Below are 24329 nucleotides of genomic sequence, written 5' to 3' on the forward strand. Positions count from 1 at the left end.
ACCGCCGCCTTCCGGACCGGAAGCGCGGCGGTTTTGCATGCATGCCTTGCCGGCGTTATTCCGGGAAGAACGCGTAGCGGATCACGAACAGGATCGCCACCAGCCAGGTGGCCGGATGCACGTCGCGCACGCGGCCGGTCGCGGTCTTGAGCACCACGTAGCTGATGAAGCCGAAGGCGATGCCGTTGGCGATGGAATAGGTGAACGGCATCACCAGCGCGGTCAGCGCGGCCGGGGTGGCTTCGCAGACGTCGTTCCAGTCAATGTCGATCAGTTCGCGCATCATCAGGCCGGCCACGTAGAGCAGGGCGGGCGCGGTGGCGTAGGCGGGCACGGCGCCGGCCAGGGGCGAGATGAACAGCGCGGCCAGGAACAGCAGGGCCACCACCAGCGCGGTCAGGCCGGTGCGGCCGCCGGCCTGCACGCCCGAGGCGCTTTCGACGTAGGCGGTGGTGCTGCTGGTGCCCAGCATCGAGCCGGCGACGATGGCGGTGCTGTCGGCGAACAGCGCGCGGCCCAGGCGGTTGGGACGGCCCTCCGGCATCAGGCCGGCGCGCTTGGCCACGCCCACCAGCGTGCCGGTGGCGTCGAACACCTCGACCAGCACGAACACCAGGATGACGTGCACGAAGCCGGTGTGCAGCGCGCCCAGGATGTCCATCTTGAACAGCGTCGGCGCCAGGCTCGGCGGCGCGGCGAACACGCCCTTGAATTCGTTGTAGCCCAGCGCCATCGACAGCACCGTGACCACCAGGATGCCGATCAGGATGGCGCCGCGCACGCGCAGCGCGTCCAGCGAGGCGATGATGAAAAAGCCGAGGATGGCGAACAGCGGCCCCGGCGTGGTCAGGTCGCCCAGCGTCACCTTGGTGGCCGGATGCGCCACCACGATGCCGGCGCTCGACAGCGCGATAATGGCCAGGAACAGGCCGATACCGGCGGCGATGGCGCTGCGCAGCGAGTGCGGGATGCCCTTGACCAGCCAGACGCGGATACCCGAGATGGTCAGGATCAGGAAGATCACGCCCGAGATGAACACGGCGCCCAGCGCCTGCTCCCAGGTGTAGCCCATGGTCTTGACCACGGTGAAGGCGAAGAAGGCGTTCAGCCCCATGCCCGGCGCCATGCCGATCGGCCAGTTGGCGATCAGCGCCATCACCAGCGAGCCCAGCGCGGCCGCCAGGCAGGTGGCGACGAACACGGCGCTGCGGTCCATGCCGGTGGACGACAGGATGTCCGGGTTCACGAAGATGATGTACGACATCGTCAGGAATGTCGTCAGGCCGGCCACGATCTCGGTTCTCGCGGTCGTGCCGTGTTCACGCAGGTTGAATAGCTTCTCCAGCATTCTTGTCCCCAGGGTGCTTGCAGGCTTGGTTGGTGAGAAGGGGGCTTGGGCGCCCCCGGTCATTTTGTAAACGGGCGTATTTTCGCATCAGTTGTAAACTCTGCCGCCATGATTATTCTCGGCTTTGAAAGCTCCTGCGACGAAACGGGCGTCGCAGCCGTCTGTACGGAACGCGGCCTGCTCGCGCACGCCCTGCACACCCAGATCGCCATGCACCAGGAATACGGGGGCGTGGTGCCCGAACTCGCCTCGCGCGACCATATCCGGCGCGTGGTGCCGCTGACCCGCCAGGTGCTGCAGGATGCGGGCCTGGAAATGTCGGACATCGGCGCGGTGGCGTATACGGCCGGGCCCGGGCTGGCGGGCGCGCTGCTGGTGGGCGCCAGCGTGGCGCAATCGTTCGCCTGGTCGCGCCGCCTGCCCGCCATCGCCATTCATCACCTGGAAGGCCACCTGCTGTCGCCGATGCTGGCCGATCCCCGGCCCGACTTTCCGTTCGTGGCGCTGCTGGTGTCCGGCGGCCACACGCAATTGATGCGGGTGGACGGGGTGGGGCGCTACGAATTGCTGGGCGAAACCCTGGACGACGCCGCCGGCGAAGCCTTCGACAAGTCCGCCAAGCTGATGGGGCTGGGCTACCCGGGCGGCCCCGCGCTGGCGCGGCTGGCGGAGCAGGGCGATGCCGCGCGTTTCGACCTGCCGCGTCCCATGCTGCACAGCGGCGACTTGGATTTCAGCTTCAGCGGCCTGAAGACCGCCGTACTGACCCGGGTGAAGGCCGCCGAGCAGGACGGCGGGCTGGACGAACAGACCCGTGCCGACCTGGCCGCGGCGACCCAGGCCGCGATCGTCGAGGTGCTGGCCGCCAAGTCGATCCGCGCGCTCAAGCAGACCGGCCTGCGCCGGCTGGTGGTGGCCGGCGGGGTGGGGGCCAACCAGTTGCTGCGCGCCAGGCTGGCCGCCGCGCTCAAGCCCCTGAAGGCCCAGGCTTATTTTCCGCCGCTGTCGTTGTGCACCGACAACGGCGCCATGATCGCCTTCGCCGCGGCCGAGCGGGTCAAGGCGGGGCTGGTGACGCTGGACCCGGACGCGCACGGCTTCACCGTGCGGCCGCGCTGGGACCTGGCCGATATCGCCTGACCGGGACGGGCAATGAAAAAGGGGGCCGAGGCCCCCTTTTTCATTCCGCGCGCGGCGCCCGCGCCGGCCCGCGGATCACTTCTTCTTGCCGCCGCCGATGCGGCTTTCGGTGCCTTGCACCAGGCGCGCGATGTTGGCGCGGTGGCGGTAGAACAGCAGCACGCCAATGATGGCCAGGGCGATGCCCATGGCCGGCTGGGCGTACCACGCCAGGCCGGAGCCGAACACGTAATAGACCGGGGCGAAGAACGCCGCCACCAGCGAGGCCAGCGACGAGTAGCGGAAGAACACCGCGATGATCAGCCAGGTGGCCGCGGTGGCGACCGCCAGCCACGGCTGGATGGCCACCAGCACGCCGAGCGCGGTGGCCACGCCCTTGCCGCCCTTGAAGCCCAGGAAGATGGGATACAGATGGCCCAGGAAGGCCGCCACGGCCACCGCAGCCAGGGGGCCGGGGGCGATGCCAGGGGCCAGCCTGGCCGCCAGCCAGACGGCGAACCAGCCCTTGGCGGCGTCGCCCAGCAGCGTCAGCGCGGCGGCGGTCTTGTTGCCGGTGCGCAGCACGTTGGTGGCGCCGGGGTTCTTGGAGCCGTAGCTGCGGGGGTCCTGCAGTCCCATGAGTTTGCTGACCACCACGGCGAACGGCACGGAGCCGATCAGGTAGGCCAGCAGGATGAGGGCCGCGGTAAACGCCAGGGACGGTTCGGTGATCGCCATGTTGTAAGGAAGTCCGTTGTTATCTTGCAATTGTCTCGATGGCTGCGGATTCTACCCCGGTCGCCGGCCGACCCGCCTACGGGTTAGCGAGCGGACGATCGGAGACGGCTGGCGCCGGACATGCCGGCGCCTTCCGCGGACGGTACAATCCAGCCGGTCCACCCGCGTTTTATTTTCTTTCGGATGCACAATGCGAATTCTGGTTTCGAACGATGATGGTTATTCGGCCCCTGGCCTCGAAGCGCTGGTCAAGGCGCTGGAAGGCCTGGGCGATCTGACCGTCGTCGCGCCCGAGACCAACCACAGCGGCGCGTCCAATTCCCTGACGCTGAACCGCCCGCTGTCGGTGCGCACCGCCTCCAACGGCTTCATCGCCGTCAATGGCACGCCGTCCGATTGCGTCCACGTCGCCCTGACCGGGCTGATGGACGCGCGTCCCGACCTGGTGGTGTCCGGCATCAACAACGGCGCCAACATGGGCGACGACACGCTCTATTCGGGCACCGTGGCCGCCGCCAGCGAGGGCTACCTGTTCGGCATCCCGGCCATCGCCTTCTCGCTGGCCGAAAAGGGGTGGGAACACATCGACTCCGCCGCCCGCGCCGCGCGCCTGGTGGTCGAGCGCCACCTGGCGCAGCCACTGGCCGCGCCGGTGCTGCTGAACGTCAACATTCCCAGCCGCCGCTTCGACGACATGCATGGCTTCCAGGTCACCCGCCTGGGCAAGCGCCATCCGTCGCAGCCGGTGGTGCGCACAACCACCCCCTACGGCGACACGGTCTACTGGATCGGGCCGGTGGGGCAGGCCGCCGATGCTACGCCAGGCACCGACTTCCACGCGGTGGCGCAGGGCAGGGTGTCGGTCACGCCGCTGCGGCTGGACCTGACCCAGCACGGGCAGCTCGACGAAATCCGGACCTGGGCGGAGCCGCTATGCGCCGACGCATAAGCCAGCCGGACGTCTCCCAGGCCGTGCCCGGTCGGCCCAGTCCCGTCCGCTACGACTCCGGACGGCTCAGCCCCGGCGTTACGCCGGCCAACAGCAACACCCGCGTTTCGGCCGCCACGCTGCAAAGCCAGGCCAAGGCGCCGACGCCGACGGCTGGCGGCAATCTGGGGCTCAATTCCGATCGCCTGCGCCAGGCCATGGTGCAGCGCCTGCGCGGGCAGGGCGTCAGCGATGAGCGCGTGCTCAACGCCATGGCCGTGGTGCCGCGCCACTTGTTCGTCGACGAGGCGCTGGCCAGTCGGGCCTACGAGGATGCGGCGCTGCCCATCGGCCATTCTCAGACCATCTCGCAACCCTGGGTGGTGGCGCGCATGATCGCGGCCGTCTGCGAAGACCGCGCGCCGACCCGCGTGCTCGAAGTCGGCGCGGGTTGCGGCTACCAGGCCGCGGTGCTGGCGCAGTTCGTGCGCGAGGTCCATTCCATCGAGCGCATTCGCGGTCTCTATGAGCTGGCGCGCGAGCATCTGCGCGCCTTGCGGCTGACCACGCGAATCCGCTTGATCTACGGCGACGGCATGCTGGGCCTGCCCGGCGTGGCGCCGTTCGATGCTATCGTTGTGGCTGCCGCCGGCCTGACCATCCCGCAAGCGCTGCTCCAGCAACTGGCGCCGGGTGGACGCCTGATCGCCCCCGAAGGGGGCTCGAACCAGCGCCTGGTGCTGATCGAACGCACAGGCGCGGCCAGCTGGAAACGAACCGAATTAGAGGCCGTGCGCTTTGTGCCGCTGCGTGCCGGAATACAATCTTGAGCAAACAGGAGAAACGTATGCTCAACGGGCAGTTGCAACTGACCGATATGACCCTCGGCGTGTCCATGACCCGCCTGCGCCGCCCGCTTTTCGTGGCTGGCGTCCTCAGCCTGGCCATCCTGGCCGGCTGCGCATCCAAAGGCACGCGCGCCCCGGTCGTCGACCTGGCCGGCGGCCAGCCGTCCGCCGCCGCCCAGCCGGGCGGCAGTTATGTCGTGAAGCCGGGCGACACGCTCTACAAGATCGCGCGCGCCAACAATGTCGACGTCGAGAACATCAAGCGCTGGAACAACCTCACCGATCCCAACCAGATTTCGGTCGGGCAGGTGCTGAAGATGTCCGGTTCGTCGGGCGGCGGCGCGCAACCGGCGCCGATTGCCAGCAGCAAGCCGCAACCGCGTCCGCTGGACCAGCCCAACGACACCTCGGCCACCGCCACGGCGTCGCTGCCTCCGCCCACCCCGACTCCGGCCGAGACCAAGCCCGCCACGCGCGCGGCCGATGCCGGCGTGATCAACTGGGCCTGGCCGGCGAGCGGGCAGATCATGCAGGGCTTCAACAACAACAGCAAGGGCATCGATATCGCCGGCGCGCTGGGAGACCCGGTCACCGCCGCCGCGGATGGCAAGGTCATGTACAGCGGCAACGGCGTGCGCGGCCTGGGCAACCTGATCATCGTGAACCACCAGAACGGCTTCATCACGGCGTATGCGCACAACCGCACGCTGCTCGTGAAGACCGGCCAGGACGTCAAGCGCGGCGCCAAGATCGCCGAGATCGGCCAGAGCGACACCACCTCGCCGCGCCTGCACTTCGAGATCCGCCGCCAGGGCACGCCCGTGGATCCGATGCAGTACCTGCCCGCCAAATGACGCCCACCCTGGTATTCGACCTCGAGACCATTCCCGACGCGGAAGGCCTGCGCAAGCTCAACGGCTGGAGCGCCGACGTGCCCGATGCCGAAGTGGTCGAGCGCGCGCTCACCGCGCGCCGCGAGGCCGTGGGCCACGACTTCCTGCCGCTGCACCTGCACAAGGTGGCGGTGGTGGGCTGCGTGTTCCGCGACGACCAGGGCTTTCGCGTCAAGACGCTGGGCCAGCCCGACGATCCCGAAGCCGCTCTGCTGGCCGGCTTTTTTAAGACCATCGAGCGCTACACGCCCAAGCTGGTTAGCTGGAACGGCTCGGGCTTCGACCTGCCGGTGCTGCACTACCGCAGCCTGATCCAGGGCGTGCCCGCGCCGCGCTACTGGGACATGGGCGAGGAAGACCGCGATTTCAAGTTCAACAACTACATCTCGCGTTATCACTCGCGCCACACCGACCTGATGGACCTGCTGGCCAAGTACAACGGCCGCGCCAACGCGCCGCTGGACGAACTGGCCAAGCTGTGCGGCTTTCCGGGCAAGCTCGGCATGGATGGCAGCAAGGTCTGGGAGGCCTGGAGCCAGGGCCGCGCCGACGAGGTCCGCGCCTATTGCGAAACGGACGTGGTCAACACCTGGCTGGTGTATTGCCGCTTCCGCTTCCTGCGCGGCGAACTCGACCGCACGGCCTACGAGGCCGAGATCGCGCTGGTGCGCGACACGCTGACGGCCAGCGATGCGCCGCACTGGAAGGAGTACATGGCGGCCTGGGACGCCAGTTGAGCGGCGCGCGCGGTTGGCGCGGCATGCTCGACAGACGGGGCCCGCCGGGCCCCGTTTTCACGCCTGGCGCAGGCGCAATCGACTGAAACATAGCTTGCGGGGACGAAACCTGGATGAAACCGGGCGGATCGCACAATGGCCTCGCTTTCTTCACTTTCAGGAGACCTACATGTCCCGATTCGCACTCCGCTCCAACCTGGCTGCCCTGGCCATGGTCGCCGCCACCGGCGGCTTGCTGGCCGGTCCCGTCATGGCGGCGGCGCCCGCCGACGGTGGTCCCGCCGCGATGCATCAAGGCCCCCGTGATGGCGGCTTCCACAAGGGCATGCGCGACGGCCTGTGGATCCCGGGCCTGGGCCCCGTGTCCAAGGCGCAGCTCGATCAGCTCAAGCTGGACGACAAGCAGCAGGCCCTGGTCAAGACCGCGCAGGACGGCCAGCGCAGCCTGCACGAAGCCATGCGCGCTTCCGGTGGCCAGCGCCACGATCTGCTCAAGGCGCAACTGGACAGCGGCAAGCTCGATCCGCGCGCATTGCTGGAGCAATCCGACAAGTCGCGCGACCAGTTCGGCACGCAGGCCAAGCAGGTCCGCGATCAATGGCTGGCCGTGTGGGACAGCCTGAACGACGCCCAGCGCACCCAGGTGACCCAGATGCTCAAGGACCGCCAGGCCAAGATGCAGGAGCGCCACGCGCGCATGGAAGGGCGCCACGGCAAGGGCCCGGGCAACGCGCCGGGCGCCGTGCCGCCGCCGCCCGCTCCGGCCGCCAACTGAGGCGTTCCGGGCGGCCCCCGATTCGCCGCCTTGCGGCCCGCCCATCGCGGGCGGCGCCGCGCGACCCCGACCCGCTTTTGTGCGGGCCGGGGTTTTTTTCGTGCCCGGCGCCATCACGGGGCGCCAGCCCCATTTTGATGCGCCGCCGCCTGCATGCGCGGCGTGATGCACCGTCCTGGTGCGACCAGCATGCCCGTTCAGCGCGGCGCCAGCCCGTTGAGATGCAATTGAAACCTGGCACGGACCTTGCTTGATGGGGAAGGAGCCGGCATCCGCCGTTGCAGGACCGGCCCGATGGATGCGCCTTCGGCCTTCCTCCTCGTCAAATCCGATCAGGACATCGCACCATGAAGAAGACGTTGCTAGCCTTGCCCGTTGTGCTCGCCGCTTGTTTCATCGCAACGGCCCAGGCCGAACCCACCGACCTGGGCGGCGGTTTCTCGCTCAGCGGCAATGCCACCATCGCGAGCGACTATCGCTTCCGCGGCTACTCGCAGACCGATTTCCGGCCCGCGGCCCAACTCGGCATCGATCTGACCCACAGCTCCGGTTTCTACCTGGGCAACTGGAACTCCAACGTATCCAGTTTCGTCTTCACCGACGGCAACCTGGAAATGGACTTCTACGGCGGCTGGAAGGGCGACGTGGGCGGCGGCTTCACGCTCGATGCCGGCGTGCTGCACTACTACTATCCCGGCTCCAGCTCGCCCAAGGGCGGCAATTACAACAACACCGACCTTTATCTGGCCGCGACCTACGCCAACTACACCCTCAAGTATTCCTACACGCCCAGCGACTTCTTCAGCACGCCCGACAGCAAGGGCACCTGGTACCTGGACGGCACCGCCAACTTCGACCTGGGCGACGGCTGGGGACTGGTGGGCCATCTGGGTTACCAGAAGCTCAAGAACCAGGTCAACATGGACGGCGACTCCATCGGCCATTACGTCGACTACAAGCTCGGCGTGACCAAGGACCTGAAGGGCTGGGTGCTGGGCCTGGCCGCCGTCGGCGCCACCAAGGACAACTGGCTGCCGACCAAGTACGGCCATCCGTCGGGCCGCCTGGGCGCCGTGTTCTCGGTGTCGCGTTCGTTCTGATTCCCATCCGTGGCGGCGCCCTGACCGGCGCCGGCTTTTGGGGGGCTTGATGGAGACTGCCCGGCGGGCCGTCTCCGGCAAGTCCCCCTTTTTTTCGGGCGCGGGCGGGGCGCCGCCGAATCCTCTTACAATGCCGGGTTGCGTGAATTTTCTGGACTGCGTGAGATGTCTGACGTTTTGAGTATCGAATCCCTGGACCTGGAAGCCCGGGGCATCGCCCGCCGCGATGGCAAGGTCGTGTTCGTGGAAGGCGCCTTGCCCGGCGAGCGGGTCACGGCGACCACCGTGCGCCGCAAACCGTCCTATGAAATCGCGCGGGTTGACCAGGTGATGCGCCCCTCGTCGCAGCGCGTGGCGCCGCGTTGCCCGCATTTCGGCGTCTGTGGCGGCTGTGCCATGCAGCATCTCGAACCGTCCACGCAGGTGGCGATCAAGCAGCGTTCGCTCGAAGACACCTTCTGGCACGTCGGCAAGCTGCGTCCGGCCCGCATCCTGGCGCCGCTGCATGGCCCGACCTGGGGCTACCGCTACCGCGCCCGCCTGTCGGTGCGCGTGGTGCCCAAGAAGGGCGGGGTGCTGGTGGGCTTTCACGAGCGCAAGAGCAGCTACGTGGCCGACATGCGCGAATGCCATGTGCTGCCGCGCCACGTCAGCGACCTGCTGATGCCGCTGCGCGCCATGATCGCGTCGATGTCCGCGCCCGACCGCCTGCCACAGGTGGAAGTGTCGCTGGGCGACGGCGTGACCGCGCTGGTGCTGCGCCACCTGCTGCCGCTGACCGACAACGACATCGCCGTGCTGCGCGCCTTCGCCGACAAGCACAACGTGCAATGGTGGCTGCAGCCCAAGGGTCCGGACACGGTGCATCCGCTGGTGCCCGAGCACCGCGACGCGCTGACCTACACCATGCCCGAATTCGGCCTGCGCATGCCGTACCGGCCGACCGACTTCACCCAGGTCAATCACGCCATCAACCGTTCCATGGTGTCGCGCGCGCTCACGCTGCTGGAAGTGCAGCCGACGGACCGCGTCGCCGACCTGTTCTGTGGCCTGGGCAACTTCACGCTGCCGCTGGCCACCCAGGGCCGCGAGGCCGTGGGCGTGGAGGGCAGCAAGGCGCTGACCGACCGCGCCCATGAGGCCGCCGCGCGCCACGGGCTGGGCGAGCGCACCAGTTTCGCCACCCTCAACCTGTTCGAGGTGGACGTCGAATGGCTGCGCGGCCTGGGCTTCTTCGACCGCATGCTGATCGATCCGCCGCGCGAAGGCGCGCAGGCCGTGGCGCAGGCGCTGTCGCAACTGAAAGCCGAGGAGCGCCCGCGTCGCATCGTCTACGTGTCCTGTAATCCCGCCACGCTGGCGCGCGACGCCGCCATCATGGTGCACGAGGGCGGCTACCTGCTCAAGAGCGCCGGCGTCATCAACATGTTCCCGCACACCGGGCACGTGGAGTCGATCGCGGTGTTCGAATCGCTGGATGCCGAGGGCGTGCGCGAAGTGCAGGAGCGCGCCCGCCAGCGCGCCTTGCAGCAGGCGGCCGATGCGGCCGCCGCGGAAGCGGAAAAGGCCGCCGCGGCCGCCGAGAAGGCCGCGTCCAAGCAGGCGGCCACCGAGGCCTACCACGCCCGCGTCGCGGCCGAGGGCGAGACGCCGGCGCAAAGCCAGGCGTGACCCGCCCCGGCGTCGACCGGGCCGCATGCAAGAAGGGCAAGCCGGTTGGCTTGCCCTTTTTTCTTACTGGGAGCGCCCCAGGTTTTCCAGGATGGGGCAATCGGGTCGATCATCCCCGTGGCAGTTGTGCGCCAGGTGCTTGAGCGTGGCGGCCATGTCGCGCAGCGCGCAGGCCTTGCGTTCCAGTTCGGCCACGTGTTCGAGCGCGATGCGCTTGACGTCGGCGCTGGCGCGGCTGCGGTCGCGCCACAACGCCAGCAGCTCGTTCATCTGTTCCACCGAGAAACCCAGGTCGCGCGCGCGCCGCACGAAGCGCAGCGTGTGCAGGTCGTGCTCGCTGTAGACCCGGTAGCCCGAGTCCTTGCGCAGCGCCGGGCCGATCAGGCCGATGCTCTCGTAGTAGCGGATCATCTTGGCCGAGATGCCGGATTCCTGCGCGGCTTGTCCGATGTTCATATGCGGTCTCCTGGAAGAACGGCGCGTCAGTGCGCGGCGCGCGGGGGGCGGAATGTCTTCAGGCGCAGCGCGTTGCCCAGCACGAAGACGCTGGACAGCGCCATGGCGCCGGCCGCGAAGATCGGCGACAGCGACAGGCCGTAGGCCGGGTACAGCGCGCCGGCCGCCAGCGGGATCAGCGCGGCGTTATAGGCGAAGGCCCAGAACAGGTTCTGGCGGATGTTGGCCAGCGTGGCGCGGCTCAGCGCGATGGCGTTGGGCACGCCGTGCAGATCGTCGGCCATCAGCACTACGGATGCGGCCTCGATGGCGACGTCGGTGCCGGTGCCGATGGCGATGCCGGTGTCGGCCGCGGCCAGCGCCGGCGCGTCGTTGATGCCGTCGCCGACGAAGGCCAGCTTGCGGCCGCCGGCGCGCAGCGCGGCGATGGCCTCGACCTTGCCGTCGGGCAGCACCTCGGCGCGCACTTCGTCGATGCCCAATTGGCGCGCCACGGCCTGCGCCGTATGGCGGTTGTCGCCGGTGATCATGGCGGTCTTCAGGCCCTGTGCGTGCAGCGCGGCGATGGCGTCCACGGCCGACGGCTTGACCGGGTCGGTCACGGCCATCATGGCGGCCGCCTGGCCGTCGATGGCGACGTAGATCGGCGTCTTGCCCTCGTCGCCCCATTGTTCGGCGCGCTGGCCGAAGGCGCTGACGTCGATGCCGCGCTCGGCCATCAGGCGGTCGGCGCCGGCCAGCACGCGCTTGCCGGCCACGCTGGCTTCGACCCCGGCGCCGGTGATGGCGGCGAAGCCTTCCGCCGGCAACAGGTCGATCTGGCGTTCGGCGGCGGCCGCCACGATGGCCAGCGCGATCGGATGTTCGGAGCGCGCCTGCACCGAGGCGACCCATTGCAGCACGTCGCGGTCGGCGAAGCCGGCGGCCGGCGCAAGTTCGGTCAGGGTGGGCTTGCCCAGCGTCAGGGTGCCGGTCTTGTCGAAGGCCACCACCTGCACGTCGCGCAGCGTCTGCAGGGCGTCGCCCTGGCGGAACAGCACGCCCATTTCGGCGGCGCGGCCGGTGCCGACCATGATCGAGGTCGGCGTGGCCAGGCCCATGGCGCAGGGGCAGGCGATGATCAGCACCGCCACTGCGTTGACCAGCGCATGCGACAGCGCCGGCGTGGGGCCGAGGAAGAACCAGGCCAGGAAGGTCAGCAGCGCCATGCCCATGACGGCCGGCACGAACCAGGCGGTGACCTGGTCCACCAGCGCCTGGATCGGCAGGCGCGCGCCCTGGGCGGCCTCGACCATGCGGATGATGCGGGCCAGCATGGTGTCGGCGCCGGTGTGGGTGACGCGCAGCGTGAAGCTGCCGGATGTATTGAGCGTGCCGCCGGTCGCCTGCATGCCCGGCTGCTTTTCCACGGGCACCGGTTCGCCGGTCAGCATTGATTCATCGACGTACGAGCTGCCCTCGATGATCTCGCCGTCCAGCGGGATCTTTTCGCCAGGGCGCACCACCACGATGTCGCCCTTGCGCACCTGCTCGATGGCGATGTCTCGCGGCTGGCCGTCGCGCATGACGCGCGCGGTGCGCGGCTGCAGCCCGATCAGGCGCTTGATGGCGGCGCCGGTCTTGCCCTTGGCGCGCGCTTCCAGCGTGCGGCCCAGCAGGATCAGCGTGACGATGACGGCGGCGGCTTCGTAATAGACGTTGCGGGCGCTCTCCGGCAGCCAGGCGGGGGCGAAGGTGGCGACGACCGAATACCCCCAGGCCGCGCCGGCGCCCAGCGCGACCAGCGAGTTCATCTCGGGCGCGCGGCGGCACAAGGCCGCCAGCCCCTTGCTGAAGAAGTGGCGGCCGGGCCAGGCCAGCACCGCCGTGGTCAACACGAACTGAAGCAGCCAGCTATTTTGCTGGCCGATGTTCGCCAGCACCCAGTGGTGCATGGCGGGGATCAGGTGCGAGCCCATTTCCAGCGCGAACACCGGCAGCGTCAGCGCCAGGGCGGCGATGAAGGCGCGCTGCAGGCGCCGCGCCTCGGCGTCGCGCGCTTCGGACTGGCGTTCGGCGTGGTCGTCCTGGGCGGCGATCGGACGGGCCTCGTAGCCCATCTTGACCACGGCCGCGACCAGGGCATCGGGCTGGGCCGCGGCCGGATCATAGGCCACCAGGGCGCGTTCGGTGGCCAGGTTGACCTGGGCCTGGGCGACGCCCGGCACGCGGGTCAGGGCCTTTTCCACGCGCTTCACGCAGGACGCGCAGGTCATGCCTTCGATGGCAAGTTCAAGCTCGACGGAAGGGTTGGCAACGCTCATGGCTGTCTCGGTTGAGGTAGGAAGACCCCAGTTTCATCCTTCCCATGATGGGAAGGTCAAGGACTATTCTACGCTTGACCTTCCTATAATGGGAAGGTCTAAGCTCAAATGGAGCTGGCACCGGAGGCGGTGCGGCAATCCCCCCTGATTCCTATGGAGAACACCATGAGCATCGAATTCCAAGTCCCCGACATGACCTGCGGCCACTGCGTCAAGACCATCACCGGCGCGGTGACGGCGGCGGCGCCGGGCGCCAGCGTGGCGGTGGACCTGCCCGCGCATCGCGTCACCGTCACGGGCACCGACCAGGCTGATAAGGTCGAGGCCGCGATCCGCGATGCCGGCTACGAGCCGCAGCGCGTGTGACGTGTGACGGCCGGCTGCCGTCGGGCGTATGATAGAAAAAACCTGACGGCGGCTATTTGATTATTGTTTTAAGCTATCAATCAATTAAATTAATTAAATTTGAATAATTGATAGCTGACGTTTATCATTCTTTCCATGGTGGTTGAACAAGACCCCGCTACCCCAAGGAGAGATTGCATGCTGCAAAACCGTGAAGGCCAACGTGTTCCCAACGTAACGTTCCCCGTTCGCGAGGGCAACACCTGGAAAAAGGTCACGACCGACGACCTGTTCAAGAACAAGACGGTCGTGGTCTTTTCGCTTCCCGGCGCTTTCACGCCGACCTGCTCGTCGACCCACCTGCCGCGCTACAACGAACTGGCTCCGGCCTTCGCCGCCGCCGGCGTCGACAGCATCGTCTGCGTGTCGGTCAACGACACCTTCGTCATGAACGAATGGGCCAAGGACCAGGAGTCGTCCAACATCACGCTGCTGCCCGACGGCAACGGTGAATTCACCGCCGGCATGGGCATGCTGGTCGACAAGAGCGACCTGGGCTTCGGCAAGCGCAGCTGGCGCTACTCCATGCTCGTCAAGGACGGCGTGGTGCAGAAGATGTTCATCGAGCCCGAGAAGGAAGGCGACCCGTTTGAAGTGTCGGACGCCGACACCATGCTGGCTCACTTCGCCCCGACGGCCAAGAAGCCCGACCAGGTGGTGGTGTTCTCCAAGCCCGGCTGCCCGTTCTGCGTGGAAGCCAAGGCGCTGCTCGAAGACAAGGGCTATGCCCCGATCGAGATCCCGCTGGAGAACAAGGTGCGCGGCCGCGTGATCGGCGCCGTGTCCGGCAAGGGCACCGCTCCGCAGGTGTTCATCAACGGTTCGCTGATCGGCGGCCTGGACGACCTGAAGGCGCACTTCGCCTGATGCTGGCGGGAAGGGGACGCGCTCCCTTTCCCTTGCCGCAGCCGCTCCCGCGAGGAGCGGTCCGGCGCGCCGGTTTCCCTTTTTCCGCATCTTCGCGCGGCCCCGGCGGGCGCTGCGGGACGGCGTTCGTCCCTGAGGGTGCGCAACAAGGCGGAATCCGCCTTTGACAATGTCTGCTCCACGCTACACCGGGGGATCCCTCTCATGAAGACTCTGCACACCGATATCGCCGTCCTCGGCGCCGGCACCGCCGGCCTGGCCGCCTACCGCGCCGCAAAGGCCGCGGGCAAGCGCGCGCTGCTGATCGAAGGCGGTCCTTATGGCACCACCTGCGCCCGCGTCGGCTGCATGCCTTCCAAGCTGCTGATTGCCGCCGCCGAGGCCGCGTATCACGCCGCGCACACCGCGCCGTTCGGCGTGCACGTCGAGGGCGAGGTCACGGTCAACGGCGAAGAGGTGATGGACCGCGTCAAGCGCGAGCGCGACCGTTTCGTCGGCTTCGTGCTGGAGGGCGTGGAGAACATCCCGGCCGAAGACAAGATCCGCGGCTACGCCCGCTTCGAATCGGACACGGTGCTGCGGGTCGACGACCACACCGAGATCCATGCGTCCCGCGTGGTGATCGCGACCGGCTCGCGGCCGTCGGTGCCGCCGCCGTTCCGGGGGCTGGGCGACCGCCTGGTGCTCAACGACGATGTGTTCGCCTGGGATGACCTGCCGCGCCGCGTGGCGGTGTTCGGCCCCGGCGTGATCGGGTTGGAACTGGGCCAGGCGCTGGCGCGGCTGGGCGTCGAGGTGCGCGTGTTCGGCGTCAGCGGCAGCCTGGGCGGCATCAGCGACCCGCAGGTGCGCCACAGCGCCCGCAAGATCTTCCAGCAGGAGTTCTACCTGGACCCGGATGCGCGCGTGCTGGAAACCCAGCGCGTCGGCGACGAGGTCGAGGTGCGCTACGTGGCGCTGGACAACACCGAACGCACTGAACGCTTCGACTACGCGCTGGTGGCCACCGGCCGCCGCCCCAATGTGGACGGCCTGGGCCTGGAGAACACCTCGCTGCAGTTGAACGCGCAAGGGGTGCCGTTGTTCGACCGCGACACCATGCAGGCGGGCGATTCGGCGATCTTCATCGCCGGCGACGCCAACGCCGACGCGCCGCTGCTGCACGAGGCGGCCGACGAAGGCCGCATCGCCGGCGAGAACGCGGCGCGTTATCCGGAAGTGCGCCAGGGCCTGCGCCGCGCGCCGCTGGCGGTGGTGTTCTCGGATCCGCAGATCGCGTTGGCCGGGCAGGGCCATGCCCGCCTGACGCCGGGCACCTTCGTGACGGGCGAGGTCGATTTCGGCGACCAGGGCCGTTCGCGGGTGATGCTGAAGAACCGCGGCCTGCTGCACGTGTACGCCGATATCGCCACCGGCCGTTTCCTGGGCGCGGAAATGGTCGGCCCCAGCGCCGAGCACATCGGTCATCTGCTGGCCTGGGCCGTGCAACAGGAGCTGACCGTGGCGCGCATGCTGGAAATGCCGTTCTACCATCCGGTCATCGAGGAAGGCCTGCGCACCGCGCTGCGCGACGCGGCCGCCAAGCTGGCGCGGGCGCAGGAGGCGCTGCGCCAGGTGGAAGCGGAAGGCGCGGCCGCCTGAGGGCGAGCCATGCATGGAAGAGGCTGCCCCGCGGGGCAGCCTCTTCTTCGTCTTGAGCGGCCGTCCGGGCAGGCGCAGTTGGCGTGACTGGCGTGACTGGCGCTGGGGGCCGGGGGCTGGGGCCGGGGGCTGGGGGCCGGGGAAGAGAGGGGGCCTCGCACGGACCGTGGATTTCTTGTCACGTCAGGAAATTTTATAGATAATCTATAAAAATTGACCAGGCCCCTGCCCATGAACATTCCCGTCATTTCGCTGGACGGCGCGCACTTGCGCGCCGAGGACGTCGTTGCCATCGCGCGCGGCGGCGCCACCGTCGCCCTGGCCGACGCCGCCCGCCAGGCGCTGGACGCCACGCGCGGCTACATCGAATCGCACTGGCTCAACGACGCCGCGCCGCTGATGTACGCCTTCAATACCGGCGTGGGGGCGCTCAAGAGCCAACGCATCGCGCCGGCGGAGATCGCCACATTCCAGGCCAGCCTGGTGCGTTCGCATTCGGCCGGCACGGGCGAGCCGATGCCGGACGAGGTGGTGCGGGCCATGATGGCGTTGCGCGTGAACGCCTTCGCCAGCAATCATTCCGGCGTGCGGGTCGCGATCATCGACCGGCTCATCGCCATGCTGAACCACGGCATCACGCCGGTGGTGCCGTCCAAGGGCAGCGTCGGCGCCAGCGGCGACCTGGCGCCCCTGGCCCTGATGAGCGGCGCCCTGATGGGCTTGCCGCAATCGCGCGTCACCTACCGGAACGAGGTGATGCCGGCCGCGCACGCCTTCGAACAGGCCGGCATGGCCGCCACGATGGACGTGCAGGCCAAGGACGCGACCGCGCTGATCAACGGCGCGACGGCCTCGCTCGCCTACGCGGTGCTGGCCGCGCACGACGCGCGCGAGCTGCTGGGCGGCGCGACGTTGTCGATGGCCATGACGCTGGAGGCGCTGCGCGGCGAATTGTCGTGTTTCGAGGACCGCGTCATGCTGGCGCGTCCGCATCGCGGCCAGCGGCGGGTGGCCGCGGCGATTCGCCAGTTGGTGGCGGGCAGCCGGCGCTGCACCGAGCCGGCCCGACAGGTGCGCCTGCGCGGGACGCCCGGCCTGGATCCGGCGCAGGCGGGCACGCCGCACGCGCCGCCGCTGGCCCCGCGCATTCAGGACGTCTATTCGCTGCGCTGCGTGCCGCAGGTCTACGGACCGGTGCTGGACGCGCTGGACTACGTCGACGGCATCCTCGCGACCGAAATGAACAGCGCCACCGACAATCCGCTGATCTTCCCGGAAGACGCGGGCTACGCCATCGTCTCGGGCGGCCACTTCCATGGGCAATACATCGCCCAGGCCATGGATCTGCTGGCGCTGGCGGTGACCGACCTGTCGGCGATCTGCGACCGTCGCAGCGCGCGGTTGGTCGACCCGGCCTGCAATTTCGGCCTGCCGGCCAACCTGATCGCGCAGCGCCCCGGCATCAATACCGGCTTTTCGGTGGCACAGAGCATGGGTACGGGGCTGGTGCTGGAAAACATGGGCCTGTGCGGCCCGGCCAGCGCCACCAGCCTGCCCGCCAAGGGCAATACCGAGGACCACATCAGCAACTCGTGTTTCGCGGCGCGCCGCACGCGCACCGTGGTCCAGAACAGCCAGGCGGTGGTGGCTGTCGAGCTGCTGCTGGCCGCGCAGGCGCTGGATCTGGCCGAGCCCGATCTGGCCGCCTATCCGGTCGGCGCGGGCACGGCCGCGGCCTGGTCCGCGGTGCGGGCGGTGGTGCCGCCAATGCTTGGCGATGACCGCTGGGTCCATGACGACATCGCGCTATTGCGCGCCCAGGTCGCGGACGGCAGTCTGGCCGCCGCCACGCAATCCGCCTGCGGCCCGCTTTGGCAGGCGCGGGAGGCGGCATGACCCTGGCCCACGGCGCCTCCCGCGACGACGACGACACCTTGCCTGGACGCATCGCGCGCGCGCTGGTCGAGCGCATCATCACAGGCCAGTTGCGGCCCGGCGAGCGGGTGGGTCAGGACGCGCTGGCGGCGGAGTTCGGCGCCAGCCATGTGCCGGTGCGCGAGGCGTTCCGCCGTTTGGAGGCGCGCGGACTGCTGGTGAGCGAGCCGCGCAAGGGCGTGCGGGTCAGTTCGCTGGACGAGGCGTCGATCGTGGAGATCACGCGGATGCGCGGCGCGCTCGAATCGCTGGCGCTGCGCCATGCGATGGCGGCGATGAGCGCCGGCGACCTGGCGCGGGCGCAGGCCGCGATCGACGCGGGCGACCAGGCGCGCGACATGCGCGACTGGGAGGCGGCCAACCGCGCCTTCCACGAGGCGCTGTACCGGCCGTGCGCGATGCCGCGGCTATTGGCGACGATCGACATGCTGCATGAATCGCGCACGCGCTACATGCATGTGACGGCGTCGTGCGTCGCATGGGATCCGGGCTCGCAGCGCGAGCACCTGGAGCTGCTGGACGCCGTGCGCCATGGCGAGGTCGAGCGGGCCTGCCGGCTGCTCGAGGCGCATATCGCGGAGGCGGGCGAGATCCTGGTGCGCGGGCTGGAAATCTGGCGCCTGACGGTGGTCGGCGAATCCTGAGCGGGCCGCGTGCGCCCTGCATGAAAAAACCGGCCCCGCGTTGTGCAACGCGGGGCCGGTTTTTTCATGCGCTGCCGGGCGGCAATCAGTCGTCCGACTGCTTCTTCGGCACGGGGAACGGATTCTCGCGGTACTGCAGCGTGAAGCCGGCGCGCTCGTCCTGGCCGAGTTCGCGCGCCAGGTAGGGCATGGCCTGCTTGAGGCCGTCGTGCAGCGTCCACGGCGGGTTGATCAGGAACATGCCGCTGCCGTGCAGGCCGTAGCCGTCGATGGTGGCCTTCTTGACCGTCAACGTGGCGTGCAACCAGCTCTTGACCTTGAGGTTCTCGAAGTGGCGCGCCATTTCGCTGGCCTCGCGGCGCTGCACCAGCGGATACCAGACGGCGATGGTGCCGGTGGCGAAGCGCTTGACGCATTCCTTGACGGTGATCAGCGTGCGGCGGTAGTCGTTCTTGTCTTCATAGGACGGGTCGATCAGCACCATGCCGCGGCGCGTCGGCGGCGGCAGCAGGGCCTTGACGCCTTCGAAGCCGTCGTCGCCGTAGATGGTGGTCTGGCGCTGCGCGGTGCGGTCCATGTGTTCGAGGTTGCCGACCAGGGTGTCGATCTCGGTCGGGTGCATTTCGAACAGCCGCAGGCGGTCGGACGGACGCAGCGCGTCCAGCGTCAGCCAGGGCGAGCCGGGGTAGCGCTTGAGGCGGCCGTTGGTGTTGAAGGCGCGGATGCGGGCGACGTAGTCGGCCAGCAGGGGCGGCAGGTCGTCGCGTTCCCACAGGCGGCCGATGCCGTCGGCGAACTCCGAGGTCTTGGCAGCCCAGTCGCTGTCCAGGCTGTAGAGGCCGGCGCCGGCGTGGGTGTCGATGACCCAGTAGGGCGCGTCCTTGCGGTTGAAATAGTCCAGGGTGTGGACCAGGATGGCGTGCTTGAGCACGTCGGCATGGTTGCCGGCGTGGAAGGCGTGGCGATAGCTGAACACGGGGCGGGGGCCTCAGGCGGCCGGCCGGATGGCGGCCAGTTCGTCGGTGAAGATGCCGTCGATGCCCCAATCCAGCAGCAGGCGGGCGCGCTCGGGGTCGTTGACGGTCCAGGCGGCGATGCGGTAGCCGGCGGCGTGCACGGCGTCGATCAGTTCGCGCGTGGCGTCCTTCTGGTTGATGTTCAGGGCGACACAGTCGTATTTGACCAGGCGGTCGAGCCAGTCGGCGGGCACCTTCTCGACCAGCAGGGCGCGCGGCAGTTCGGGCGCGGCGTCCTTGGCGGCCTGCAGGGCTTCCTCGGCGAAGGAGGACAGCAGCGGGGCCACGGCGGCGCCTTTCCAGAGTTCACGGGCGGCCAGGGCGACGGCGGCGCCAGTTTCGGCTTCGCGGCCGGGGCAGGGCTTGATCTCGACGTTGCTGGCGATGCCGTTGGCGACGGTGTAGCGGGCCACGGCGGCGAAGGTGGGCAGGGGTTCGCCGGCGTAGGCGGCGGAGTGCCAGCTCCCGAAGTCCAGTTGCGCCAGTTCGCTGAAGGTCTTGGCGGCGGCGGGACCGTGGCCGTTGGAGGTGCGGTCGACGTCGTCGTCATGCATCAGGACGAGGACGTTGTCGCGGCTGAGCTTGACGTCGTATTCGAACATGGTGAAGCCGTGTTCGGCGCCGACGTGCATGGCGGCGAGGGTGTTCTCCGGGGCCAGGCGGCCGCCGCCGCGGTGGGCGATGTGGCGGGAATAGGGCCAGGTGGGGAGGGATGCGGTCATTTCTTTGATGCTTTTGGGGTTCTTTGGGACAGGGTGGAAGGATACTCTGTTCTGGGGGTTCCTTTCCTGTCGTGTGGGGGCGGGTTCTGGCTTCGTGCCTGTGTCGCGGGTTCGGTTCTTTTGGCGCGGCTGCGGGGCCGTGGCGCGGGGCCGGGGCTACGAGGCTTGTCCGGCGCCTGCGCGCCGGACAGCGCGTCCTCATCCTTGTCGCCTGCGGCTCCTTCGGATTCCGTCGCGCGCGCCTCTACACGCCCCGGCCCCGCGCCACGGCCCCGCAGCCGCTCGTGGTGGGAAAGTTCGGGGCGTCGCCGGGGCGGGCGGTGTGCTTGGGCTTTGTGGGAAGGATTGGGGGGCTGAAAGATTTGCTGGCGCCCGTCCGGCCAGGCCGCCCTGCGCGGCCTGGCCGGACATACGTGGGGGGTGCTTGCGGTGGGCGCATCTTCCTGGGGGAGGTGGGGAGTTGCTGGCGGAGGGACTGCTTGCTGGGGCCGTCTGTCCGGCGCCCGCGGGTTGGGAGGGCGGGGCCGCCGCAGGCGCCTTGCGCTTATTTCATCGGGGCCTTGTCCTGGGAGACGTCCATGATCATGCGGGCGGCCAGGTAGAGGCGGGGGACGATGGAGGGGATCTGGATGTATTCGGCGTCGTTGGAGTGGGCGCCGAAGCCGCTCAGGCCCATGCCTTCGATGACGGGGCCGCGGGCCTTGAGGGCGGCGAAGGCGGCGTCGGTGCCGCCGCCGCTGGCGCGGTCGATGACTTTCATGGGCAGGCCGAGTTCCTGGTAGATGGCGACGCCGTGGTTGGCGAGGGCGCGCGAGGCAGGGGTGGCTTCCAGCGGCGGGCGGCGCACTTCGAATTTGACGCTGACCTTGGCCTCGGGCAGCAGTTTCTTCTGGATGCGTTCCTGCAAGGTGCGTTCGAGCGCGTCGAAGTCGGCGACCTTGAGGGCGCGGGCGTCGGCCTGGGCGGTCGCCTGGCCGGGGATGACATTGCGGTTGGTGCCGGCCTGGGCCACGGTCCAATTCAGTTTCAGGCCTTCCTCGGGCTTGGACAGGTCTTTCAGTTGCAGGATCTGGTGGGACAGCTCGGTCAGGGCGTTGACGCCGCCCTCGGGACGGGCGCCGGCGTGCGAGGTCTTGCCCTGCACGGTCAGGTAGGCGGCGCCGATGCCGCTGGTGGCCAGGGTCAGGCGGCCCTCGGCGCCGCCGCCTTCGAAGGAGAAGACGGCGTCCTGGTCGGCGCCCAGCCGGGTGATGGTGGCGCGGGCGCCCGGCGAGCTGATTTCCTCGTCGCCGTTGATCAGCACGGTCAGGGTGCCGTAATCCTTGAAGTCCAGTTTTTGCAGCAGGGCCACGGTGTGCAGGATGATGGCGACGCCGTGCTTGTCATCGGCGATGCCCAGGCCGTAGGCGCGGTCGCCGTCGATGCGGAAGGGCTGGTCCTTGAGCATGCCGTTGCGGTAGACGGTGTCCATGTGCGCGATCAGCATGATCTTTTTCTGGCCGCTGCCCTTGAATTCGGCGTGCACCATGGGGCCGACGCGCTCCGGCGTGTCGTCCAGGCGGAAGATGTCGGTGGGCTGGAGGATCTCGACGGTGCCGCCCAGCGCCTTCAAGCGTTCGCCGATGAGGGCGGCGATGCGTTCGACGCCTTCCACGTCCCTGCTGCCCGATTCGATGTTGACCAGGTCGCGCATGGTGTCGAGCATGCCTTGTTTCTGCTGCTCGGCGGCTTCATGCACGGCGGCGACGGGCGCGGCCAGCGCGGCGAAGGAGACGCTGCCCAGGAAGCCCAGGGCGAGCGCGGCACGCAGGACGAGCGGACGTGAGAGCGGGAACGGCATGGAAAGTCACCTCTGTGAGAAAGGAAGGAAGACGGCGGGCGTGGCGTGGCGGCCCGAAGGTCACGATACGAGGGGGGGCGGAAGGCGAAAACCGGGGTTTCCCGGGTTGACCCGGGCCGGCTTCCGTGGGGGTGGCAAGCCTCGTCGTCGGGCGCGCGGGGGCGCCGGGCGGGTCGATGTAAGCAGACGCTGCGGGACGAATGAGAAATGCTAAAATCCGCCCGCTGACCCGGTTTGACCGGTATGGGAATAGGGCGAATGAGATTCGCCTTTTTTTATGCGTTTTCGTGCGGCCCGGGCGGAAGTCTCCTCCCGAGTGCGGCAACAGGGATTCCATGTTCGAATTTATTCGCAGCCACCGGCGCTGGATGCAGTTCATCCTGCTGCTTCTGATTGTGCCTTCCTTCTTCCTCGTCGGGATTCAGGGCTATGAGAGCTTCATGCGCAAGGAGCCGGAACTGGCGACGGTCGCCGGCCAGCCCATTTCCCGCTCGGAGTTCGACCAGGCGCACCGCAACCAGCTTGAACAATATCGGCAGCGCCTGGGCGCGCAGTTCGACCCGGCCGTGATCGACACGCCGCAACTGCGCGAAGCGCTGCTGAACCAGCTCATCAACCAGCGCTTGCTGGCGAACGTGGCCGTGGACAACCGCTTCTCGGTGTCTGACGAAACGCTGCGCAATACCATTGCCGCGATCCCGGAAGTGCAGGACAACGGCCGCTTCTCGCCCGAGCGCTACCGCCAGGTGCTGGCGGCCCAGGGCATGTCGCCGACGTCGTTCGAAGCCGGCCTGCGCCGCGATCTGGCCGTGGCCCGCGTGCTCGAGCCGGTCGGCCAGTCGGCCAGCGCGCCTTCGGAAGTGGTGGCGTCGCTCGAAACCGCCCTGACGCAGCAGCGCACGGTGCAACTGCGCCGCTTCGCCGCCGCCGATTTCCGCTCGCAAGTGACGGTCACCCCGGCCGACATCCAGGCCTGGTACGACGCCAACAAGCAGCAATTGCAGATTCCCGAGCAGGTCCAGGTGCAGTACCTGGTGCTGAACGAAGCCGCCGCCACCGAGGGTGTGCAGGTCAAGGACGAGGACCTGGCCTCGTACTACGAGCAGAACAAGAACCGCTTCGGCCAGCCCGAGCGCCGCCGCGCCAGCCACATCATGATCGAAGTGCCGGCCGGCGCCTCGGACGATGCGCGCAAGGCCGCCCGCGCCAAGGCCGAGGCTCTGGCCACGCAGGCCGCCGCCGACCCGGCGCAATTCGCCGAGCTGGCCCGCAAGAATTCGCAGGACGCCGGTTCGGCCGCCAATGGCGGCGACCTGGGCTGGCTGGCGCCGGGCATGCTGTCCGGCCCGCTGGAAAAGGCGATCTTCAGCCAGTCCAAGGACCAGGTGTCGGGCGTGGTCGAAAGCCCGTCGGGCTTCCACGTCATCAAGGTCACCGAGATCCAGCCGGCCTCGATCAAGCCGCTGGCCGAGGTCAAGAGCCAGATCACCGCCGAAGTGCGCAAGCAACTGGCCGCCGTGCGTTTCTCGGAAATGGCCAGCCAACTGAACAAGCAGGTCTATGACCAGCGCGACAGCCTGCAGCCGGCCGCCGACGCGGTCGGCCTGAAGCTGCGCACCGCCTCGGGCGTGACGCGCGAAGGCCTGCTGCCCGCCGACCAGGCCGGCCCGGGCTCCGCCGTGGACAGCCCGGACGCGGCGTTGCTGGACAACCCGCGCGTGCGCCAGGTGCTGTTCTCGCCCGACGTGCTGCGTGAAAAGCAGAACTCCGGCGTGATCGAGCTGTCGCCGGACACCATGTTGGCGGTGCGCGTGGCCGCCGTGGAACCGGCCCACGTGCCGGCGCTGGAGAAGGTCAGCGATTCGATCCGCGCCAAGCTGCTGGACGAGCGTTCGGCCGAAGCCGCCAAGAAGGCCGGCGAAGCCGCGCTGGCGGCCGACCAGGCCAACCCGGCCGCCGCGCCGGAAGGCTTCGGCGGTCCGCTGGTGGTGTCGCGCCAGGATCCCAAGAACCTGCCGCGCTCGGTGCTGGACGCCGTGATGCGCCTGCCGGCCGCCAAGCTGCCGGCCTATACCGGCGTGCAGTCGGGCGCCGATTACACGCTGGTGCGCCTGGAGAAGGTCGAGGCCGGCACGGTCGAGGCCGCAGACAAGGAACGCCTGGCGCAGCAACTGGCGGGCGCCTGGGGCCAGGCCGAGAGCGAAGCGCTGGTGCGCATGCTGCGCGAGGAATACAAGGTGCAGGTGCTGCCGGCGGCCGCCGACGCCATCCGCGGCGGCGACGCCTCGCAGCAGGCGGCGGGCTGATCGGCCGCGCGGCAGGTCGCGGGCCGCTCAGGCCCGC

At 68.7% G+C, this 24329-nt stretch carries 21 protein-coding genes; 14 read left to right on the top strand and 7 right to left on the bottom strand.

What is annotated here, in order from left to right; translation table 11 throughout:
• Positions 1–55 precede the first annotated feature (55 nt).
• The gene (locus AAID08_RS12825) at positions 56–1348 is read right to left on the bottom strand and encodes an NCS2 family permease (protein WP_049073458.1); all 1293 of its coding nucleotides are present in this window, start codon (positions 1346–1348) and stop codon (positions 56–58) included.
• Positions 1349–1456: 108 nt separating this feature from the next.
• Between AAID08_RS12825 and tsaD the strand changes: the two genes are divergently transcribed.
• On the top strand, positions 1457–2488 hold the full coding sequence (gene tsaD / locus AAID08_RS12830) for a tRNA (adenosine(37)-N6)-threonylcarbamoyltransferase complex transferase subunit TsaD (protein WP_064528704.1): 1032 nt from the start codon (positions 1457–1459) through the stop codon (positions 2486–2488).
• Positions 2489–2563: 75 nt separating this feature from the next.
• Here the strand turns inward: tsaD and plsY are convergent, their stop codons facing one another.
• A complete protein-coding gene (gene plsY / locus AAID08_RS12835; protein WP_054502680.1) occupies positions 2564–3205 on the bottom strand; it encodes a glycerol-3-phosphate 1-O-acyltransferase PlsY in 642 nt (213 codons plus the stop codon).
• Positions 3206–3395: 190 nt separating this feature from the next.
• Here plsY and surE point away from each other — a divergent pair, with 190 nt between their 5' ends.
• The 7 genes from surE (at position 3396) to rlmD (ending at position 10157) form a co-directional block, all read left to right on the top strand.
• Positions 3396–4154 carry a 5'/3'-nucleotidase SurE gene (gene surE, locus AAID08_RS12840; RefSeq protein WP_054502679.1) on the top strand — a complete coding sequence of 253 codons (759 nt, stop codon included), beginning with the start codon at positions 3396–3398 and terminating at the stop codon, positions 4152–4154.
• Positions 4139–4963 carry a protein-L-isoaspartate(D-aspartate) O-methyltransferase gene (locus tag AAID08_RS12845; RefSeq protein ID WP_054502678.1) on the top strand — a complete coding sequence of 275 codons (825 nt, stop codon included), beginning with the start codon at positions 4139–4141 and terminating at the stop codon, positions 4961–4963. The genes surE and AAID08_RS12845 overlap by 16 nt, the downstream gene beginning before the upstream one ends.
• A 17-nt stretch (positions 4964–4980) precedes the next feature.
• Entirely contained in the window at positions 4981–5835 is an 855-nt protein-coding gene (locus AAID08_RS12850; RefSeq protein WP_054502677.1) for a peptidoglycan DD-metalloendopeptidase family protein, read from the top strand.
• Positions 5832–6611 (top strand): 3'-5' exonuclease, encoded by a 780-nt coding sequence (locus AAID08_RS12855; protein WP_054502676.1) that lies wholly within the window; start codon positions 5832–5834, stop codon positions 6609–6611. The genes AAID08_RS12850 and AAID08_RS12855 overlap by 4 nt, the downstream gene beginning before the upstream one ends.
• Before the next feature lie 169 nt (positions 6612–6780).
• Complete coding sequence (locus AAID08_RS12860; protein WP_175142402.1) at positions 6781–7386, top strand: hypothetical protein; 606 nt, start codon at positions 6781–6783, stop codon at positions 7384–7386.
• Positions 7387–7733: 347 nt separating this feature from the next.
• On the top strand, positions 7734–8486 hold the full coding sequence (locus AAID08_RS12865) for a TorF family putative porin (RefSeq protein ID WP_054502674.1): 753 nt from the start codon (positions 7734–7736) through the stop codon (positions 8484–8486).
• A gap of 165 nt (positions 8487–8651) precedes the next feature.
• Complete coding sequence (gene rlmD / locus AAID08_RS12870) at positions 8652–10157, top strand: 23S rRNA (uracil(1939)-C(5))-methyltransferase RlmD (RefSeq protein ID WP_064528712.1); 1506 nt, start codon at positions 8652–8654, stop codon at positions 10155–10157.
• A 63-nt stretch (positions 10158–10220) separates the two neighbouring features.
• Here rlmD and cueR read toward each other — a convergent pair whose 3' ends face one another.
• Positions 10221–10613 carry a Cu(I)-responsive transcriptional regulator gene (cueR, locus tag AAID08_RS12875; RefSeq protein ID WP_020927477.1) on the bottom strand — a complete coding sequence of 131 codons (393 nt, stop codon included), beginning with the start codon at positions 10611–10613 and terminating at the stop codon, positions 10221–10223.
• Positions 10614–10639: 26 nt separating this feature from the next.
• A complete protein-coding gene (locus tag AAID08_RS12880; protein WP_395757712.1) occupies positions 10640–12916 on the bottom strand; it encodes a heavy metal translocating P-type ATPase in 2277 nt (758 codons plus the stop codon).
• 165 nt (positions 12917–13081) lie between these two features.
• Between AAID08_RS12880 and AAID08_RS12885 the strand changes: the two genes are divergently transcribed.
• The 5 genes from AAID08_RS12885 to AAID08_RS12905 all read left to right on the top strand — a co-directional run bounded on the left by AAID08_RS12885 (position 13082) and on the right by AAID08_RS12905 (position 18408).
• Positions 13082–13282, top strand: a complete 201-nt coding sequence (locus AAID08_RS12885) for a heavy-metal-associated domain-containing protein (RefSeq protein ID WP_064528716.1) — start codon at positions 13082–13084, stop codon at positions 13280–13282.
• A gap of 177 nt (positions 13283–13459) precedes the next feature.
• Positions 13460–14188 (top strand): glutathione peroxidase, encoded by a 729-nt coding sequence (locus tag AAID08_RS12890; RefSeq protein ID WP_175167371.1) that lies wholly within the window; start codon positions 13460–13462, stop codon positions 14186–14188.
• A gap of 204 nt (positions 14189–14392) precedes the next feature.
• Positions 14393–15829, top strand: coding sequence for a dihydrolipoyl dehydrogenase (locus tag AAID08_RS12895; protein ID WP_144655052.1), 1437 nt, complete (start codon positions 14393–14395; stop codon positions 15827–15829).
• A 231-nt stretch (positions 15830–16060) separates the two neighbouring features.
• Positions 16061–17725: a histidine ammonia-lyase gene (gene hutH / locus AAID08_RS12900; RefSeq protein ID WP_395757713.1), complete on the top strand. Its 1665-nt coding sequence runs from the start codon at positions 16061–16063 to the stop codon at positions 17723–17725.
• Positions 17722–18408: a GntR family transcriptional regulator gene (locus AAID08_RS12905; protein ID WP_395757714.1), complete on the top strand. Its 687-nt coding sequence runs from the start codon at positions 17722–17724 to the stop codon at positions 18406–18408. Before hutH ends, AAID08_RS12905 begins: the two co-directional genes overlap by 4 nt.
• A gap of 85 nt (positions 18409–18493) precedes the next feature.
• Here AAID08_RS12905 and AAID08_RS12910 read toward each other — a convergent pair whose 3' ends face one another.
• From AAID08_RS12910 to AAID08_RS12920, 3 genes are all read right to left on the bottom strand, one after another.
• On the bottom strand, positions 18494–19384 hold the full coding sequence (locus AAID08_RS12910; protein WP_372413492.1) for a 23S rRNA (adenine(2030)-N(6))-methyltransferase RlmJ: 891 nt from the start codon (positions 19382–19384) through the stop codon (positions 18494–18496).
• A gap of 12 nt (positions 19385–19396) precedes the next feature.
• Complete coding sequence (gene ugpQ, locus AAID08_RS12915) at positions 19397–20146, bottom strand: glycerophosphodiester phosphodiesterase (RefSeq protein ID WP_395757715.1); 750 nt, start codon at positions 20144–20146, stop codon at positions 19397–19399.
• A gap of 544 nt (positions 20147–20690) precedes the next feature.
• A complete protein-coding gene (locus tag AAID08_RS12920) occupies positions 20691–21986 on the bottom strand; it encodes a M20/M25/M40 family metallo-hydrolase (RefSeq protein ID WP_175142398.1) in 1296 nt (431 codons plus the stop codon).
• Positions 21987–22321: 335 nt separating this feature from the next.
• Here AAID08_RS12920 and AAID08_RS12925 point away from each other — a divergent pair, with 335 nt between their 5' ends.
• Positions 22322–24292, top strand: coding sequence for a SurA N-terminal domain-containing protein (locus tag AAID08_RS12925; RefSeq protein ID WP_054502666.1), 1971 nt, complete (start codon positions 22322–22324; stop codon positions 24290–24292).
• The last annotated feature ends 37 nt before the right edge of the window (positions 24293–24329 follow it).

This window comes from Achromobacter sp. EB05, from assembly GCF_044232075.1.
GTDB classification, from domain to species: Bacteria; Pseudomonadota; Gammaproteobacteria; order Burkholderiales; family Burkholderiaceae_B; genus Achromobacter; species Achromobacter dolens.

Excerpts from the sequence above, each read along its gene's own strand:
- AAID08_RS12920 (WP_175142398.1), bottom strand. The coding sequence starts at position 21,986 with ATGCCGTTCCCGCTCTCACGTCCGCTCGTCCTGCGTGCCGCGCTCGCC.
- rlmD (WP_064528712.1), top strand. The coding sequence starts at position 8,652 with ATGTCTGACGTTTTGAGTATCGAATCCCTGGACCTGGAAGCCCGGGGC.
- AAID08_RS12860 (WP_175142402.1), top strand. The coding sequence starts at position 6,781 with ATGTCCCGATTCGCACTCCGCTCCAACCTGGCTGCCCTGGCCATGGTC.
- AAID08_RS12855 (WP_054502676.1), top strand. The coding sequence starts at position 5,832 with ATGACGCCCACCCTGGTATTCGACCTCGAGACCATTCCCGACGCGGAA.
- AAID08_RS12865 (WP_054502674.1), top strand. The coding sequence starts at position 7,734 with ATGAAGAAGACGTTGCTAGCCTTGCCCGTTGTGCTCGCCGCTTGTTTC.
- hutH (WP_395757713.1), top strand. The coding sequence starts at position 16,061 with ATGAACATTCCCGTCATTTCGCTGGACGGCGCGCACTTGCGCGCCGAG.
- AAID08_RS12825 (WP_049073458.1), bottom strand. The coding sequence starts at position 1,348 with ATGCTGGAGAAGCTATTCAACCTGCGTGAACACGGCACGACCGCGAGA.
- AAID08_RS12905 (WP_395757714.1), top strand. The coding sequence starts at position 17,722 with ATGACCCTGGCCCACGGCGCCTCCCGCGACGACGACGACACCTTGCCT.
- AAID08_RS12895 (WP_144655052.1), top strand. The coding sequence starts at position 14,393 with ATGAAGACTCTGCACACCGATATCGCCGTCCTCGGCGCCGGCACCGCC.
- surE (WP_054502679.1), top strand. The coding sequence starts at position 3,396 with ATGCGAATTCTGGTTTCGAACGATGATGGTTATTCGGCCCCTGGCCTC.
- AAID08_RS12925 (WP_054502666.1), top strand. The coding sequence starts at position 22,322 with ATGTTCGAATTTATTCGCAGCCACCGGCGCTGGATGCAGTTCATCCTG.
- AAID08_RS12880 (WP_395757712.1), bottom strand. The coding sequence starts at position 12,916 with ATGAGCGTTGCCAACCCTTCCGTCGAGCTTGAACTTGCCATCGAAGGC.
- plsY (WP_054502680.1), bottom strand. The coding sequence starts at position 3,205 with ATGGCGATCACCGAACCGTCCCTGGCGTTTACCGCGGCCCTCATCCTG.
- AAID08_RS12845 (WP_054502678.1), top strand. The coding sequence starts at position 4,139 with ATGCGCCGACGCATAAGCCAGCCGGACGTCTCCCAGGCCGTGCCCGGT.
- AAID08_RS12885 (WP_064528716.1), top strand. The coding sequence starts at position 13,082 with ATGAGCATCGAATTCCAAGTCCCCGACATGACCTGCGGCCACTGCGTC.
- ugpQ (WP_395757715.1), bottom strand. The coding sequence starts at position 20,146 with ATGACCGCATCCCTCCCCACCTGGCCCTATTCCCGCCACATCGCCCAC.
- AAID08_RS12890 (WP_175167371.1), top strand. The coding sequence starts at position 13,460 with ATGCTGCAAAACCGTGAAGGCCAACGTGTTCCCAACGTAACGTTCCCC.
- tsaD (WP_064528704.1), top strand. The coding sequence starts at position 1,457 with ATGATTATTCTCGGCTTTGAAAGCTCCTGCGACGAAACGGGCGTCGCA.
- cueR (WP_020927477.1), bottom strand. The coding sequence starts at position 10,613 with ATGAACATCGGACAAGCCGCGCAGGAATCCGGCATCTCGGCCAAGATG.
- AAID08_RS12850 (WP_054502677.1), top strand. The coding sequence starts at position 4,981 with ATGCTCAACGGGCAGTTGCAACTGACCGATATGACCCTCGGCGTGTCC.